The sequence below is a fragment of the Streptomyces manipurensis genome, assembly GCF_049570255.1.
Lineage (GTDB): Bacteria > Actinomycetota > Actinomycetes > Streptomycetales > Streptomycetaceae > Streptomyces > Streptomyces manipurensis.
Map to the genome: position 1 here is coordinate 2,079,411 of NZ_CP186950.1, position 15,969 is coordinate 2,095,379.

Annotated in this window: 13 protein-coding genes; 7 read left to right on the forward strand and 6 right to left on the reverse strand. The window is 73.6% G+C overall.

All coding sequences use genetic code 11. The features are described 5' to 3' along the window. Positions 1–28: 28 nt before the first annotated feature. From ACPU2J_RS09585 to rsmH, 3 genes are all read right to left on the reverse strand, one after another. The gene (locus ACPU2J_RS09585) at positions 29–2,035 is read right to left on the reverse strand and encodes a peptidoglycan D,D-transpeptidase FtsI family protein (protein ID WP_361595082.1); all 2,007 of its coding nucleotides are present in this window, start codon (positions 2,033–2,035) and stop codon (positions 29–31) included. Positions 2,036–2,194: 159 nt separating this feature from the next. Next, a complete protein-coding gene (locus ACPU2J_RS09590; protein WP_361595084.1) occupies positions 2,195–2,794 on the reverse strand; it encodes a hypothetical protein in 600 nt (199 codons plus the stop codon). Continuing rightward, positions 2,791–3,720 carry a 16S rRNA (cytosine(1402)-N(4))-methyltransferase RsmH gene (rsmH, locus tag ACPU2J_RS09595; protein ID WP_391347227.1) on the reverse strand — a complete coding sequence of 310 codons (930 nt, stop codon included), beginning with the start codon at positions 3,718–3,720 and terminating at the stop codon, positions 2,791–2,793. The genes ACPU2J_RS09590 and rsmH overlap by 4 nt, the downstream gene beginning before the upstream one ends. Before the next feature lie 391 nt (positions 3,721–4,111). Here rsmH and ACPU2J_RS09600 point away from each other — a divergent pair, with 391 nt between their 5' ends. The 4 genes from ACPU2J_RS09600 (at position 4,112) to ACPU2J_RS09615 (ending at position 9,592) form a co-directional block, all read left to right on the forward strand. Continuing rightward, positions 4,112–4,663 carry a beta-class carbonic anhydrase gene (locus ACPU2J_RS09600; protein ID WP_423833077.1) on the forward strand — a complete coding sequence of 184 codons (552 nt, stop codon included), beginning with the start codon at positions 4,112–4,114 and terminating at the stop codon, positions 4,661–4,663. Positions 4,664–4,800: 137 nt separating this feature from the next. Continuing rightward, positions 4,801–5,811 (forward strand): AAA family ATPase, encoded by a 1,011-nt coding sequence (locus tag ACPU2J_RS09605; RefSeq protein WP_361595088.1) that lies wholly within the window; start codon positions 4,801–4,803, stop codon positions 5,809–5,811. After that, on the forward strand, positions 5,811–7,181 hold the full coding sequence (locus tag ACPU2J_RS09610) for a DUF58 domain-containing protein (RefSeq protein WP_423833078.1): 1,371 nt from the start codon (positions 5,811–5,813) through the stop codon (positions 7,179–7,181). The genes ACPU2J_RS09605 and ACPU2J_RS09610 overlap by 1 nt, the downstream gene beginning before the upstream one ends. Continuing rightward, positions 7,178–9,592, forward strand: a complete 2,415-nt coding sequence (locus ACPU2J_RS09615; protein WP_423833079.1) for a transglutaminaseTgpA domain-containing protein — start codon at positions 7,178–7,180, stop codon at positions 9,590–9,592. The genes ACPU2J_RS09610 and ACPU2J_RS09615 overlap by 4 nt, the downstream gene beginning before the upstream one ends. Before the next feature lie 318 nt (positions 9,593–9,910). Here the strand turns inward: ACPU2J_RS09615 and ACPU2J_RS09620 are convergent, their stop codons facing one another. From ACPU2J_RS09620 to ACPU2J_RS09630, 3 genes are read right to left on the reverse strand one after another with little or no spacing between them, the layout of a single operon-like run. Continuing rightward, positions 9,911–10,543, reverse strand: coding sequence for a TetR/AcrR family transcriptional regulator (locus ACPU2J_RS09620; protein WP_361595094.1), 633 nt, complete (start codon positions 10,541–10,543; stop codon positions 9,911–9,913). A 29-nt stretch (positions 10,544–10,572) separates the two neighbouring features. Next, complete coding sequence (locus ACPU2J_RS09625) at positions 10,573–12,666, reverse strand: YhgE/Pip domain-containing protein (protein WP_361595096.1); 2,094 nt, start codon at positions 12,664–12,666, stop codon at positions 10,573–10,575. Continuing rightward, complete coding sequence (locus ACPU2J_RS09630; protein ID WP_423833080.1) at positions 12,638–13,696, reverse strand: ATP-binding cassette domain-containing protein; 1,059 nt, start codon at positions 13,694–13,696, stop codon at positions 12,638–12,640. The genes ACPU2J_RS09625 and ACPU2J_RS09630 overlap by 29 nt, the downstream gene beginning before the upstream one ends. Before the next feature lie 172 nt (positions 13,697–13,868). Between ACPU2J_RS09630 and ACPU2J_RS09635 the strand changes: the two genes are divergently transcribed. From ACPU2J_RS09635 to ACPU2J_RS09645, 3 genes are all read left to right on the forward strand, one after another. Continuing rightward, the gene (locus tag ACPU2J_RS09635; RefSeq protein ID WP_361595100.1) at positions 13,869–14,363 is read left to right on the forward strand and encodes an SAV_6107 family HEPN domain-containing protein; all 495 of its coding nucleotides are present in this window, start codon (positions 13,869–13,871) and stop codon (positions 14,361–14,363) included. A gap of 74 nt (positions 14,364–14,437) precedes the next feature. Further along, positions 14,438–15,196: a methyltransferase gene (locus ACPU2J_RS09640; RefSeq protein ID WP_361595102.1), complete on the forward strand. Its 759-nt coding sequence runs from the start codon at positions 14,438–14,440 to the stop codon at positions 15,194–15,196. A gap of 290 nt (positions 15,197–15,486) precedes the next feature. Beyond that, positions 15,487–15,888 (forward strand): DUF3040 domain-containing protein, encoded by a 402-nt coding sequence (locus ACPU2J_RS09645; protein ID WP_030663992.1) that lies wholly within the window; start codon positions 15,487–15,489, stop codon positions 15,886–15,888. The last annotated feature ends 81 nt before the right edge of the window (positions 15,889–15,969 follow it).

Sequence of the window (15,969 nt, forward strand, 5' to 3'; positions counted from 1 at the left end):
TTTCTGGCGGGCAGGCCGCGGCCGTGGGTCACTGACCGGGCTTCGGACTGGGCTGGGGGGCGGGCTGGGGGCCGGGTTCGTAGGTGACGGGGAGCCCGGCGGGGGCGGATCCGGTGGGGGCGACCTGGAGGGTCTTGAGGGCGAACTCCATGACCTGCTTGTAGATGGGGCCGCAGATCTGGCCGCCGAAGTAGCTGCCCTTGGTGGGGTTCTGGATGGCGCAGTAGACGGTGATGCGCGGGTTGTCGGCGGGGGCGAACCCGGCGAAGGAGGCGGTGTAGCCCTTGTAGCGGCCGGTGGCCGGATCCACCCGGTTGGACGTGCCGGTCTTGCCGCCGACCCGGTAGCCGGGGATCTTCGCCTTGGTTCCGGTGCCCTCCTGGTCGTCGACCACGGACTCCAGCATCGCGGCGAGGGTCTTGGCCGTCTCCGGGCTGATGACCTTGGTCTGTTCGGGGGCCGGGGCCGGGGTGAACCGGCCGTCGGGTCCCTTGGTGCCGCGGACCAGGGTCGGTTCGATGCGGACCCCGCCGTTGGCGACGGTCGAGTACACGGAGGCGGCCTGCATGGCGTTGAGCGAGAGGCCCTGGCCGAAAGGAATCGTGTACTGCTGCGAGGTGGACCAGTTCTCGGGCGCGGCGAGGAGGCCCCGGGACTCACCGGGGTAGTCCAGGCCGGTGGGGCGGCCGATGCCGAACCTGGTCAGGTAGGAGTGCAGGACCTTGTTGGCCTCGGGCTGCGTCGGGCCGAGCTGTCCGGTGGCCAGGATGGTGCCGATGTTGGAGGACTTGGCGAGGACCCCGTTGAGGGTGAGGTACCAGGTCGGGTGGTCGATGTCGTCCTTGAACAGCCGGTCGCCGCGGTGCAGCCGGTTGGGCACCTCGACCCGGGTGTCGGGGGTGGCCTTCTTCTCCTCCAGCACGGCGGCCATCGAGATGACCTTGGCGGTGGAGCCGGGCTCGTAGACGTCCTGGAGCGCGGCGTTGCCCATGGCGGCGGAGCTGGCCCGGGTCAGGTCGTTGGGGTCGAAGCCGGGGGCGTTGGCCATGGCCAGCACCTCGCCGGTGCGGGTGTCCTGGACGATGACGTAGCCGCGGTCGGCCTCGGACTTGCGGACCTGCTCGGCGATGGCGCTCTGCGCCGCCCACTGGATGTCCCGGTCGATCGTCAGCTCGATGTCGTCGCCGGGGACGGCGCGCTTCTCGCTGGATCCGGCGGTGGGCACCCGGCGGCCGCCGGACTGGGCGTAGGTGATCTCCCCGTCCTTGCCGGAGAGCTTCTTGTCGAGGGAGGACTCCAGTCCGCCGCCGCCCTTGCCCTCGGCGTTGACGTAACCCAGTATCCCGGCGGCGAGGTCGCCGTTCGGGTACACGCGCTTGCTGCTGTTCTCGTTGAAGACGCCGGCGAGGACGTTGGCGCCGGGGCCGTTGCCGCGCTTGTCGGCGGCGGCCTTGTCGGCGAAGACCCGCTTGAGGTCCTTGATCTGGTTCCAGACCTGGGGGGTCTGGCGCTGGGCGAGGACCACGTAGCGGGAGTTCTTGGTCTTCAGCTTGGCGGCGATGTCCTTGGCGTCCTTGCCGAGGATGGGCGCGAGGAGTGCGGCCGCCTGCTCGGGGGCGTCGGGGGCCTTGCTGTCCTGCGGGGTGAACATCTTCGGGTCGGCGGTGATGTCGTACGCGTCGACGCTGGTGGCGAGGGCCACGCCCCGCCGGTCGGTGATCTCGCCGCGTTCCGCGGCCAGTTTGACGCTGGTGTAGCGGTTCTTGGAGGCCTCGGCGGAGAACGAGGAGGCGTCGACGGCCTGCACCTGGAGCAGGCGTACGACGAAGGCGAGCATCACGAGGGTGAGCCCGACGCCGACCAGACGCAGCCGGGGCCGGGGGCTGCCGAGCCGGATGGTGTGGGGGGTGCGGGCGGCCGCGGGGCGCCGGGTCGCGGGGCGGGAGGCCGGGCGGGAGGCGGGCCGGGCGCCGCCGGGGCGTGGTCGGGCCGGTCCGGGGACGCGCCGCCGGGGCGGCTCCCCCGCGGGGCTCATGCGGACACCGCCGCGGGCAGGGCCGGGCCGGGCAGGCCGGGGGCGTGCGAGGACCGGGTCCGGGCCTGGCCCGGGGAGCGGTGAGGGGCCGGGGTGGGGGGAGGCCCCGCGGGGCTGCCCCCGGGCACCGCGATACCGCCTTCCGTCGGGGTCACCACGTCACCTGCCTGGGTTGGGGGTGGGCTGCTGCTGGGAGGGCCGGGCCGGGGGTGCGGCGGTCGGTTCCGGGGAGGCCGGGGCAGGAGCCGGGGCCTCCTCCGGGGCCGTGGCCGCGGGTGCGGTGGGGGCCGTCGGCGTGGGCCGGCCGGGGCCGGCCTGGGCGGCGGGCGGGGCCGGGGTGGGGGTGGGGCTCGGCGGCGCGGGGGCCTGCGCCGGTGCGGCGCTGCCGCTGACGCTGCCGTCGGGGCCGAGGAAGACCGGGCTGCCGCCGGGGACCAGGCCCAGTTCGTGGGCGCGGCGCTGGAGGGCGTCGGGGGCCGAGTAGGCGTCCACGTCGCGCTGGAGGGCCTGTTCCTCGTCGGTGAGGGCGGTGGTCTCCTTCTTCAGCCGGCTGAGCTGGAAGGAGCCCTCGTTGAGGGCCGAGTTGAGGAGCAGCAGGCTGATCAGGCCGCCGGCGAGGAGGGCGACGACGAGCAGGACGAACGGCATCCGGGCCGCCTGCCCGCCGGGCCGCGGGGCGGCCGGCCGGGCACCGAGGGCCCGGCCGAGCCGGGCGGCCTGGCCCCGGGTCAGCGTGGCGACCTTCCCGGCCCTGGTCACAGCCGCGCCTCCCGGATGCGTTCGACCCCCCGGAACCTCGCGGGGGCGGCCCGCCGGTTCTCGGCGATCTCCTCCTCGGTCGGCAGTTCCGCGCCGCGGGTGAGGAGCTTCAGTTTGGGCTGGTACTTCTCGGGCACCACGGGCAGGCCGGGCGGGGCCGTGGAGGTGGCGCCCTCGGCGAAGACCTGCTTGACGAGGCGGTCCTCCAGCGAGTGGTAGGAGAGGACCGCGATGCGGCCGCCGACGGCGATCCGGTCGACCGCGGCCGGGATGGCCCGTTCCAGGCCCGACAGCTCGCTGTTGACCTCGATGCGCAGTGCCTGGAAGGTCCGCTTCGCCGGGTTGCCGCCGGTCCGCTTGGCGGCCTGCGGCAGTGCGTCGCGGATCAGTTCGACGAGCCGCGCGCTGTTGCTGAAGGGCTCCTTGTCGCGTTCGCGGACGATCGCGGAGACGATCCGCTTGGCCTGCTTCTCCTCGCCGTACTGGCGCAGGATGCGGACGAGTTCGCCGGGGGCGTAGGTGTTGAGGACCTCGGCGGCGCTGATGCCGGTCGTCTGGTCCATGCGCATGTCCAGGGGTGCGTCCTGGGCGTACGCGAACCCGCGGTCGGCCTCGTCCAGCTGCATGGAGGAGACGCCGAGGTCGAAGAGGATGCCCTGGACCGCGGGGAGGCGGAGCCCGTCGAGGACCTCGGCGAGGTCGGCGTAGATCGCGTGGACGAGGGTGGCCCGGTCGCCGAAGGGCGCGAGCCGTTCGCCGGCGAGCCGCAGGGCCTCCTTGTCGCGGTCGAGGCCGATCAGGCGGGCCTCGGGGAAGCGGGTCAGCAGGGCCTCACTGTGGCCGCCGAGGCCGAGGGTGCAGTCGACGACGACGGCCCCGGGCCTTTCCAGCGCCGGGGCCAACAGGTCCAGGCACCGCTGGAGCATCACCGGGACGTGTCGGGACTCGCTAGTCAAAGCGCCCTCTCAGATAACGGCGGGGCAGGCGTACGCGCCGCCGGTCCTCCGGGCCGGTGGGCGGAAGAGGGCCGGGCCGTACGTACGCGCCGCGCACGCGGAGTGTTCATCGGGGGCCGGGCGGCCGGTCAGGGCCGGGCTCCGGCCGGTTCGCGTCACTTTAGTGCAACGGTCGCCGCGGTCAACGAACCGCCCCGCGTGCCGTGCACGGCTCTCGGACCGAAGCGGCAAATGCCGTGAATCATCCGAACAGCCCCCGCAGTCCCACCCCTGTGGGTTAGCTCACACCGGGCGGCGTTGACGCCCTTCGTCCCCTTCTCACGCGGGACGGCCGTCGACGGTGACCACTACCGTCGTGGCCATGACGACTTCCGCACCCCTCCCCGCCGGGTCCGCGCCCGGGGCCGTCCCTCCGGGATCCGTCACCGACCGGCTCGTCGAGGCCAACCGCCGCTACGCCGCCGCGTTCGCCGACCCGGGCATGGACGCCCGCCCCGTGCTGCGCGTCGCCGTCGTGGCCTGCATGGACGCCCGCCTGGACCTGCACAAGGCCCTCGGCCTGGAGCTCGGCGACTGCCACACCATCCGCAACGCGGGCGGGGTGGTCACCGACGACACCATCCGCTCGCTCACCATCAGCCAGCGGGCCCTCGGCACCCGTGTGGTGATACTCATCCACCACACCGGCTGCGGTCTCGAAAGCCTGACCGAGGACTTCCGGCACGAGCTGGAGGACGAGGTGGGCCAGCGTCCGTCCTGGGCGGTGGAGGCGTTCCGCGACGTCGACCAGGACGTCCGCCAGTCCATGCAGCGCGTCCGCACCAACCCGTTCCTGCCCCACACGGACGATGTGCGAGGCTTCGTCTTCGACGTGCACACCGGGCTCCTGCGGGAGATCGATCCCGGCTCTTGAGTGACACAAGGCCGTGACGCCGTCAAGAATGCGGGGAGGCACCACCCGGACGGACCCGGGAAAGGTGTCCCGTGATTCGGGGTGGGCCGGCGATGCGCCAAGGGCGTCGGCCCTGGGAAATGGCCGAGGAGAACCAGGTGACGACGTATGACGACCGAGCGAGCCTCGCGGATCTGACCAGCACGGTGGACCGGGTGCGCCGGTCGGTCGAGACCGTGATCGAGGGCAAGCCCGAGGTCGTCCGCCTCGCGCTGACCGTGCTCCTCGCCGAGGGGCACCTGCTGATCGAGGACGTACCCGGCGTCGGCAAGACGATGCTCGCCAAGACGCTGGCCAAGTCCATCGACTGCTCGGTGCAGCGCATCCAGTTCACCCCGGACCTGCTGCCCTCCGACATCACGGGCGTCAGCATCTACGACCAGCAGCGCCGCGAGTTCGAGTTCAAGCCCGGCGCGATCTTCGCGCAGATCGTCATCGGCGACGAGATCAACCGCGCCTCGCCGAAGACCCAGTCGGCGCTGCTGGAGTCGATGGAGGAGCGCCAGGTCACCATCGACGGCACGACCTACACGCTGCCGAGCCCGTTCATGGTCGTCGCGACCCAGAACCCGGTCGAGATGGAGGGCACCTACCCGCTGCCCGAGGCCCAGCGCGACCGCTTCATGGCCCGCGTCTCCGTGGGCTACCCCAGCCCCGAGGCCGAGCTGCAGATGCTCGACGTGCACGGCGGCGTCAACCCCCTCGGCGACCTGACGGCCGTCGCGCACGCCCACGAGATCGTCAAGCTCATAGAGGCGGTCCGCGACGTGTACGTGGCCGAGCCCGTCCGGCGCTACGTCGTCGACCTGGTCTCCGCCACCCGGACCCACCCCGACCTGCGGCTCGGGGCCTCGCCCCGCGCCACCCTGCACCTGCTGCGGGCCGTGAAGGCCTCCGCCGCGCTCGACGGCCGGGACTACGTCCTGCCCGACGACGTCCAGACCCTGGCCGCCCCGGTCCTCGCGCACCGGCTGCTGCCCACCGCGCAGGCCCAGCTGAACCGCCGCACCGCCGAGCAGGTCGTCGCCGACATCCTCCAGCGCACGCCCGTCCCCGCCGCGCACGGCCGCGGCGAGATGCCGCCCGGCGCGGGCGCCCGGAGCTTCTGATGGGTGCCGGTGCCCCTCGCGGCGCCGGCGGTCCGGCGGACGGCGGCGGACTGCGCGCTTCCCTGTCCGGGCTGACCACCCGCGGCCGCTCCTTCGTGGCCGCCGGGCTCGCCGCGTCGATCTGCGCGTACGTCCTGGGCCAGGGGGCCCTCCTGCGGGTGGGCCTGCTGCTGGCCGTGCTGCCGCTGATCTGCGTGTACGCCCTGCACCGCACCCGCTACCGGGTCTCCGGCAGCCGCCGGCTGAGCCCCGGGCGGGTGCCCGCCGGCGCGGAGGCCCGCGTACAGCTGCGGATGGACAACGTCTCCCGGCTGCCCACCGGCCTGCTCATGCTCCAGGACCGGGTGCCCTACGTCCTCGGTCCGCGGCCGCGGTTCGTCCTGGACCGGGTCGAGCCCGGCGGGCGGCGCGAGGTGTCCTACCGGGTCCGCTCCGACCTGCGGGGCCGCTATCCGCTGGGCCCGCTCCAGCTGCGGCTGACCGACCCGTTCGGGCTGGTCGAGCTGACCCGCTCGTTCAGCTCCTACGACACCCTGACCGTGGTGCCCCGCACCGAGCCGCTGCCGCCGGTCCGGCTGACCGGCGAGTCCAACGGCTACGGCGACGGCAGCCGCCGCTCGCTGGCCCTGGCCGGCGACGACGACGTGATCCCGCGCGGCTACCGGCGCGGCGACGACCTGCGCCGGGTGCACTGGCGCTCCACCGCCCGCTACGGCGAACTGATGGTCCGTCGCGAGGAGCAGCCCCAGCGCAGCCGGGCCACCGTCCTGCTGGACACCCGGCGCCTCGCCTTCGACGGCGCCGGCCCCGACTCCGCCTTCGAGTGGGCCGTCTCGGCGGCCGCCTCCAGCCTCGTGCACGTCCTGGAACAGGGCTTCTCCGCACGGCTCCTCACCGACGCCGGCACCTCGGTGCCCGGCGACGGCGCCGGCGGCTTCTCGGCCGGCGGGCAGGAGTCCGCCGAGGCGGCCGGGCTGATGATGGACACCCTCGCCGTGATCGGACACTCCGACGGCGCGGGCCTGTCCCGGGCCTACGACGCCGTGCGCGGCGCGGGCGGGTTCGGCGAGGGCGGCGGCGACGGGCTCCTCGTGGCGTTCCTCGGGGACACCGACGACGTACAGACCGAGCTGGCCGCGAAGATGCGCCAGCGCACCTCGGGGGCGGTGGCCTTCGTGCTGGACACCGCCGCGTGGGGCGGGGCCCCCGCGGCGGGGCACGAGGTGCCCCCGCTGGAGGAACGACTGCGCAGGCTGCACGAGGCCGGCTGGACGGCGCTGGCCGTCCGGCCCGGCACGGCCTTCGCGGAGCTGTGGCGACAGGCCGGGGCCGCACGGGCCGGTACGGGAACGAGCGGAGGCCGGGAATGAGCGGGCGGGCGAAACTGACCGTGTTCGCGGCGCTGGCGACGCTGCTCACCGCGTGGTCCCTGACCCCGCTGGTGGAGTCGCAGGCCTGGCTGCTGCAGGCGGGACTGCTGCTGATCGTGCAGAGCGCGGTCGGGGCGGGGGCCCGCCGGGTGCCGGTGGGCCGGTCGCTGACCGTGGCCGCGCAGCTGCTGGTGTCGGTCCTGCTGCTGGCGCTGCTGTACACCGGGAAGGGCGGGTCCGACGGGGACGGCCCGCTGGCCTACCTGGTGACGGACTTCGGCGCGCTGTTCGCGCAGGGCGCCCGGGACGTCGGCGAGTACGCGATACCCGCGCCCCTGACGGACGGCATCCAGCTGCTCCTGGTGTGCGGGGTGCTGCTCATCGGGCTGCTCGTGGACGTCCTGGCCGTGGGCGCGCGGACGGCGGCCGCGGCCGGGCTCCCGCTGCTCGCGCTGTACTCGGTGGCCGCGGGCCTCTCGGGCGCCGGGGAGGCCTCCTGGGTCTCCTTCCTGCTGGCGGGCTGCGGCTACCTGATGCTGCTGCTGTCGGAGGGCCGCGACCGCCTCGCGCAGTGGGGCCGGGTCTTCGGCGCGGCCCCGCGCGGCCGCGGGGCGGCCGACTCGGGCATCAGCAGCAGCGGCGGCCGGGCCATGGCGCCGGTGCGCTTCGGCCGGCGCATCGGTGCGCTGGCCCTCGGCCTGGCGCTGGTCGTGCCGGCGGCGCTGCCCGCGCTCGGCGACGGACTGCTCGGCGGCCGGAAGGACGACGGGGAGGCCGGCCGGCCCGGCGGGACGATCTCGGCGGTCAATCCGCTGGTCTCCCTGCAGAGCAACCTCAACGCGCAGGACAACCGGGTGGTGCTGAGCTACCGGACGAACAACCCCCAGCAGCAGGAGCAGTACCTGCGGATCCTCGCCCTGGACGAGTTCAACGGCGTGAAGTGGGAGGCCTCGGGGCGGGCGCTGTCCGACGTCCCGAAGCAGTGGCCGACCCCGCCCGGGCTCGGGGACACCGTCCGCGGCACCGCCACGGAGGTCACCACCACCCTGTCGGCGGCCGACACGTACACCCAGCGCTACCTGCCGATGCCGTATCCGGCGACGTCGGTGGAGATCGGCGGGAAGTGGCGATTCGAGCCGGCCGGCCGGACGCTGGTCGGCGACCAGCTGAGCCGGGACCGCTACCAGAGCGTCCAGGGCGCGCAGTACCGGGTGACGAGCCTGCAGCTGAAGCCGACGGTGGAACAGCTGCAGAAGGCCCCCTCCCCCAACCCGGCGATCCGCGGCGAGTACACGAGGCTCCCGGACAACCTGCCGCCGGTGGTCGCGGAGACCGCCCGCCGGGTGACGCAGGGCGCGAAGGACGACTACACGCGGGCGGTCAGGCTCCAGGACTTCTTCGCGGTGTCCGGCGGCTTCCGCTACGACACGCGGACGAACTCGGGCACGGGCCCGGACGCGGTCGCCCGGTTCCTCCAGGACAAGGAGGGATTCTGCATCCACTTCGCGTTCTCGATGGCGGCGATGTCGCGTTCGCTGGGCATCCCGGCGCGGGTCGCGGTGGGCTTCACCCCCGGTGAGAAGCAGTCGTCCGGGCTGGTGAACGTCTCGATGCGGGACGCGCACGCCTGGCCCGAGCTGTACTTCGAGGGGGTGGGCTGGACCCGGTTCGAGCCGACGCCCCGGTCCGGCATCAACATCCCGGACTACTCCCGGGCGCAGGCCCCGGCCACCCAGCCGTCGGCGCCGGCGCCGCTGCCGTCGCAGAGCGCCGCGGCACAGCCGTCGACGGGGCCGTCCGCGACCCCGGAGTGCCCTCCGACGCTGAAGAAGCTCGGCGAGTGCGGCACCACCACGCCCGCGCAGGCCGCGGCCGCGGGCGACGGCCCGTCGGTGACCACGGTCCTCGGCTGGACGGCGGCCGTGCTCGCGGTGCTCGCCCTGCCGTTCCTGCCGGTGCTGTGGCGGGGCAGGCTGCGGTCGCGCCGGCTGGGCACCGGCGAGGTGCTGACGGCCTGGCGGGAACTGGGCGACACCGCCTGGGACGTGGGCGTCGTACCGGACGAGGCGCTGTCCCCGCGCCGGGCGGCCCACCGGATCGTCGAGCTCGGCCACCTCGAACGGGACGCCGCCGAGGCGGTGCACCGGGTGGCGGGTGCGGTGGAGCGGGCCCTGTACGCGCCGCCGGGCGCGGAGGTCTCGTATCCGGGTCTGGCCGAGGACGTGCTGACGGCCCGTACGGGGCTGATGGCGGGGGTGACCCGGCCGGCCCGGGTGCGCGCCCTGCTGCTGCCCCGGTCCGCGGCCCGGATCTCCTGGGCGGTGGCGGCCCGCCGGTCGGCGGCCGCCTCGGCGGTGTCGGCCCGGCTGGCGGACCTGCGCACCAGGCTCCCGCTGCGCGGACGGGCCTGACCGGACAACACGGAAGCCGCGGACGCGGCAGGCTCGATCCCCCCGAGCCCGCCGCGTCCGCGGCTTCCCTGCGCCGGGACCCGATCTCCCCCGCCCGGCGCCGGAAGGAGGTACCCGGTCCGCTCCGCAGCCCCGTGTCGGCGGTGCGGACCGGGTCTCCTGTCCGTTGCTCCCAGTCTGACGTCCGCGCAGGTGGGAGCCCATCCGCGCGGGTACTCATCCCCGTACTGGGTACGGATACTCAGTGCCCGGCAGCACCACCAGTTGTACTGGCCCGCGCCGCCGGACCACACCGCCGACCGGGGGGTGCCGCGCGGGTCAGCGGCTGCCGCTGACCCGGCCCCGCAGCAGCAGCGACAGCGCCGAGTGCACGTCGTCGAGGGACCGCTCGCGCTGGAAGGACTGCCAGTCCAGGGCGGCCACCAGCACCATGCCCACCAGGGCCGCCGCGGTGAGCTGCACGTCGATCTCGGCGCTCAGCTCACCGCGCTCCACGCCCTCGCGCAGCACGTTCTCCACGACGGCCACCGCTTCCTGGCGGACCACCATGAGGGTGGACTGCCAGGTGCGGTTGGTGCGCCACAGCTCGGCGACGTAGAGCTGGGTGAAGGCCGGGTAGCGGTCGATGAAGACCAGGCCGGCGCGGATCATCCCGTCGAGTGCCTCGACGCGGCTGCCGCCACGGGCCTCGGTCTCCTCGGCCGCCGTCCGCAGGGACGCCGTCAGCAGCCCGACGCCGTGCCGGAGCAGCTCCTCGAAGAGCTCGTTCTTGCTGGCGAAGTTGTAGTAGACCGTCCCCTTCGCCACGCCCGCCCGTTCGGCGATCTCGTCGACGGTGGTCGCGGAGAAGCCCTTCTCGGCGATGAGGGTGACGGCCGCTTCGTAGAGCTTCTGCCGGGTGGCCTGCCGGCGTCCGCCGCCGGTGCCCGTACCGGTCCTGCTGCTTTCCATGGCGCTGATTGTCACAGGTCGACACTTCCCTACAGGCTCAGTTCGGGGTGCAGCCGGTCCATGGTCCACACCTGCTTGCCGCGGGCGGCGAGCGCGGTGAGGGCGAGGGCGCCCGCGGTGAAGGCGATCAGCACCGCGCAGCCCTGCCAGACCGGGGTGAGGTCGCCGCCGGTGATGAGGCGGCGCAGGCTCTCCACGATGTACGACATCGGCAGGTACGGGTGGACGGCGTTGAAGAAGTCCGGGCTGGTCTGCACGGGGTAGGTGCCGCCCGCCGAGGTCAGCTGGAGCATCAGGACGGCGAGGACCAGGATGCGGCCGGCGGCCCCGAACTTGGCGTTCAGCCACTGGACGATCGCGGCGAAGCAGCCGGTGACCAGCATCAGGAAGGCCACGGTGAGGGCCGGGTGGGCCATCTCCAGGCCGAGGCCCGGGGCCCAGTGGAGGACCGCCATCAGCAGGCTCACCTGGGCCGCGCCGAGACCCGCGACGGGCAGCCAGCCGGCGAGCGCGACCCGCCAGGGGGACGCGCCGGCCGCCAGGGCCCGCTTGTTCATCGGGGCGATCAGCATGTAGGCGACCATGGCGCCGACCCACAGGGACAGCGGGATGAAGTAGGGCGCGAAGCCGGTGCCGTAGTTGGGCGCCTTGTGCAGGGACTGGTTGGCGAGCCGGATCGGGTCCGCCATGACCTCGGTGCGGGCGTCGCGCTGCTGCTGGTCGTAGTCGGGGATCTTCCCGGCGCCCTCGTGCAGGCCGCCGGCGAGTTCGCCGGTGCCGTCGACGAGCTTGTACATGCCGCTGTCGAGGGTGCGGGCGCCGTCGCCGAGCTTGCCGACGCCGTCGCTGAGGGCGCCGGAGCCGTTGGTGGCGGAGCCGATGCCGGTGTGGAGCTGCGCCATGCCGGTGGCGACCTTCTGGGCGCCGGCGTTGAGCGCGTTGACCTTGGCGACGGCCGCGTCGAGGTCGCCCGCGAGCTGCGGGGCCTTGGTGGAGAGCTCGCGGGCCTTGTTCTCCAGGTCGGTCAGCTGGGTGCGGAGCTTGCCGATGTCGGCGTTGCCGTTCTTGAGCACGGTGCTGACGTCCCCGCTGAGCAGGGCGGCTTCGGCCATGTCGTCCTTGACCCGCTTCAGGTCGGGGCAGGAGGCGAGGTGGGGCTCGGCGCCCGGGGTGACGCAGTGCTTGGTGTAGTAGGCGTCGGCGCCGGAGGAGGCGCGCTTGGCGGCGGCCGCGGCGGCGGGGGCCTTCTCCGCGACGGTGTCGAGGTGGTTGTTGACCACCTTGGCGCTGTCGGCGACGAGCTTGGCGGTGTCCGCGAGGTTCTTGGGGTCCTTCACGAAGGGACGGGCCTTGTCGGCGGCGCCGTTGACCTTGTCGGCGAGGGCCTGGGTGCCGTCCGCGACGTCCTTGGAACCGGTCTCCAGCTTGCCTGCGGCCGTGTTGAGCTTCTTCAGGCCGCCGTTCAGCTCGCCGGTCTTCTCCTTGGCGGTGTCGAGGCCGTCGGCGAGTTCCTTCGCGCCCTCCTGCGCCTTGCCCGCACCGTCCTTGAGCTTGTCGGCGCCGTCGGCGGCCTCGGCGGTCTTGTCGTGGAGGTCGGAGAAGTTCACGAAGATCTTGTCGAGGAAGCCGCGGGAGGCGTTGGTGGACGCCGCCGTGCGGACCTCGGAGAAGACGGTGCGCGAGATCGATCCGACGATGTAGTTGTTGGCGTCGTTGGTGCGGACCTGGAGGGCGCCGGTGGTGGGGTCGTCACCGGAGCTGGAGGCGATCTTCTCGCTGAAGTCCGCGGGCATGGTCAGGGTCAGGTAGTACTTCCCGTCCTCCAGGCCCTTCGCGGCCTCCTTGGCGCCGACCTCGCGCCAGTCGAAGGTCTTGCTGTCGCGGAGCTTCTTGGTGATCTCGTCGCCCGCGTCCACGCGCTTGCCGTCGACGGTCGCGCCGCGGTCGGCGTTGACGAGGGCGACGGGCACCCGGTCGAGACGGCTGTAGGGGTCCCAGAAGGACCAGAGGTACAGGGCTCCGTAGAGCAGCGGGAGCAGGAGCAGCGCGACGAGGGCGGCCCGGGGCAGCTTCCCCCGCCCGAACCGCTTCAGCTCAAGCGCGGCCAGCTTCGGCGAGCGCATCGTCCGCCCCCTTCGTGTCGTCGTTGTCGGTGCCGCGGTCGGTGTCCGCGTCGGTGGCGCTGCCGGTGTCCGTGGCGGTCCCGGCCGCGGGCTTCGTCGTGGGCTCGGGTTCGCCGGCGGCTGGTTCCTCCGCGGGCTCCGCGGGCTCCGCGGGCTCCGCGGGCTCCGCGGGCTCCGCGGGCTCCGCGGGCTCCGCGGGCTCCGCGGGCTCCGCGGGCTTCGCGTCCGGCCCGGCGGGCTTCGCGGCGGCCCCCCAGGTGATCTTCCGGTCGGGGGTCTCCGCGGTGCGCTTCCCCTTCGGTTCCGCGGCGCCTTCCCGCGGCCCCTCCTCGTCCTGCGGGCCGGTGCGCAGGACCACCGCGTCGGCGGGGGCCTCGCTGCACACCGCGAGGACGGTGGTCCCGGCGGCCGCGATCGAGCGGAGCAGGGCCCAGGCCTCGGTGCGCTCGGTGTCGGAGAGCTTCAGGTCCAGGTCGTCCAGGGCGAGCAGCCGCGGCGACCCGAGCAGCGCGATGGCGACGGACAGCCGTACGGCCTCCAGCCGCTCCAGGTCGCGCACGGAGGTGCGTTCGCCCTTCGGCAGGGTCCCGAGGTCGAGTCCGGCGGCGGCCAGGGCGGCCTGGATCCGGGCCTCGGCGGCGGCGCGGCGCTCGGCCCGCGGCCGGAACAGGGCGCGGACCGGGGCGTCGTAGCGGCGCTGGAGCAGAGCACCCTCGCGCAGCTGCTCGGCGACGGTGAGGGCCTGGTCGAGGTCGTTGACCCCGGGGACGTGGCCGAGGGCGGCGATCCGGCGGACCGCGGCCATCTTCCTCGGCAGCCGGTGCGGGCCGATCTCGGCGTGCCCCTCGGTGGGTTTCATCCGTCCGGTGAGGGCAAGGAGCAGGCAGGTCCGGCCGGTGCCGGAGGGGCCTTCGATCGCGATGAGCGAGCCGGGCCGCGCGTCGAGGCCGATCCCCCGGACGACCCAGCCGCGCGGGCCCTTGATCCCGAAGTCCTCGGCCTTGACGGCCGCGCCGTGCGGGCTGTCCACGCCATCCCCCTTCTTTTTGAACTGACCAGTCAGTTCAAAAACTATCACCTGTCGGAGCATCACCTGCGCATCGGGGGGCAGTTGATGGGCATACGACCGAAAAGGTGCAGGTCAGCGGGATTGTCAGTGGTGAGCGTCACCATGGGAGCAACGCATCGACAGGAGGTTCGTCATGGCCACACCGTCCCCGTCCCCTGTCCACCCCGTCCTGCGCAAGTCGGCGGCACCGCCGGCCGCACTGGACCTGCTCGCCAAGGCCCGCAGCGGCCTGGCAGAGGCCGCCCGGCTCACCCGGCCCAACGAGCGCTACGCCACCGCGCACCTCGCCGCGCTGCGCACCGCGGCGGCGGTGCTCGCCGCGCGCGCCCGGCCTGAGCCGGCCAACCCGCGGCGCCGGCCCCGGATCCGCAGCGCATGGGAGGTGCTGCCCGAGCTGGCGCCGGAGCTCTCCGAGTGGAGCGCGCTCTTCGCCTCCGGCGCGGCACGGCGGGCCCGGGCCGAGGCGGGGATACCGGACGCGGCCACCGGCCGGGACGCGGACGATCTGGTGCGCGCCGCCTCGATGTTCCTGCGCCTGGTGGAGCGGATGCTGGCCGCGGCGATGCCCCAGGAGGTGCTGCCGCCCGCCGTGCCGGAGCCCCGTCCGGAGCGTCCGGACGCGGGATGAGCTGCCCGGCAGTGGAAGGCAATAGGGTGGGGCACTGACCGCTCATCCTTAACCGCGCCGAGGAGCCATCAGCCGTGTCGGACACTTCCCGCCCCCGTGCCTCCCTCCGCACCGCCGTGGTGTGGGAGGTCCTGAAGGAGGCGCTCGACCGCCGGGCGAAGGCGACCGGACGGGACGTGCTGGACGTGCTGGACACCGGTGGCGGCACCGGCAAGTTCGCCGTGCCGGTGGCCCACCTGGGCCACCGGGTGACCGTGGTGGACCCCAGCCCGAACGCCCTGTTCGGGCTGGAGCGCCGGGTCTCCGAGGCGGGCGTGGCCGACCTCGTCCGCGGCGTCCAGGGCGACGCCCAGGGCCTCCTGGACGTCGTCGAGCGGGACGCGTACGACGTGGTGCTCTGCCACGGCGTGCTGGAGTACGTGGACGACCCGGCCGAGGGCGTGGCCAACGCGGTGGCCGCCCTGCGCTCCGGCGGCACGCTCAGCCTGCTGGCCGCCGGCCTGGGCGGGGCCGTGCTCGCCCGTGCGCTGGCCGGCCACTTCACCGAGGCCCGGACGGCCCTGGCCGACCCGGCCGGCCGCTGGGGCTCGGGCGACCCGGTCCCGCGCCGCTTCACCGCCGAGCAGCTGTCCGGCCTCGTCGGGGGCGCCGGGCTGGAGGTCGGCGCCGTCCACGGCGTGCGGATCTTCGCCGACCTCGTCCCCGGCGTCCTGGTGGACACCGAGCCGGGCGCCGTGGAGGCGCTGCTGCGCCTGGAGGAGGCCGCCGCCGAGCTGCCCGCCTTCCACGCGGTGGCCACGCAGTTGCACGTCCTGGGCGAGAAGCAGGCCTGATCTGCGCTCTTCCGCGCACCCAGTCTCCCGCAGACCCTCCGCACCGGAGCTCGGCCCCGTATGATCGGGACCAGTGACCGGCATGGTGAACGGGCCATTGGGGAATAACGGCCTCAGTGACCGCTCCTGCGGCGGTACGGTTTTCGCAGTGGCTGTACCAACTGTGCGTTTCTGCGACCGACCATTTCGGAAGGTGCGCAGTGGGCGGGTGTCACGGGGGCGATTCCCCGCCTATCCTGAAGGGGACCCCTGGTCGCCACCCCCGCGACCGACGGATGAGGAGGACTCCCGTGCCGCTCTCGGAGCACGAGCAGCGAATGCTCGAGCAGATGGAGCGAGCGCTGTACGCCGAAGATCCCAAGTTCGCGACAGCGCTTGAGGGTAGCGGACTGCGTACGTACACCCGGCGACGGGTCTACCAGGCAGTCGCAGGCATTGTGGTGGGTATCGCGCTCCTCATGACCGGTGTGATCATTCCGAACGTGCTCTGGATCAGCGTGGTGGGATTCCTCGTCATGCTGGGATGCACGGTCCTGGTGGTCACCGGTTGGCGCAAGGCCCCCAAGCCTGGCGAGCAGCCCGTCTCCGGCAGTACCGGCGGTTCGGCCCGCGGCCACAACCGGCAGCGTCGGTCGATGATGAACCGCATCGAGGACAGGTGGCAGCGCCGCCGTGACGAGCAGGGGCAGTAGCCGGCCCCCGAACGCGTGAGTGAAGGGACGGCCGTCGTCGTGCGGCCGTCCTTTCGCCTCTCCGCGCCGCACCCCGCGTAC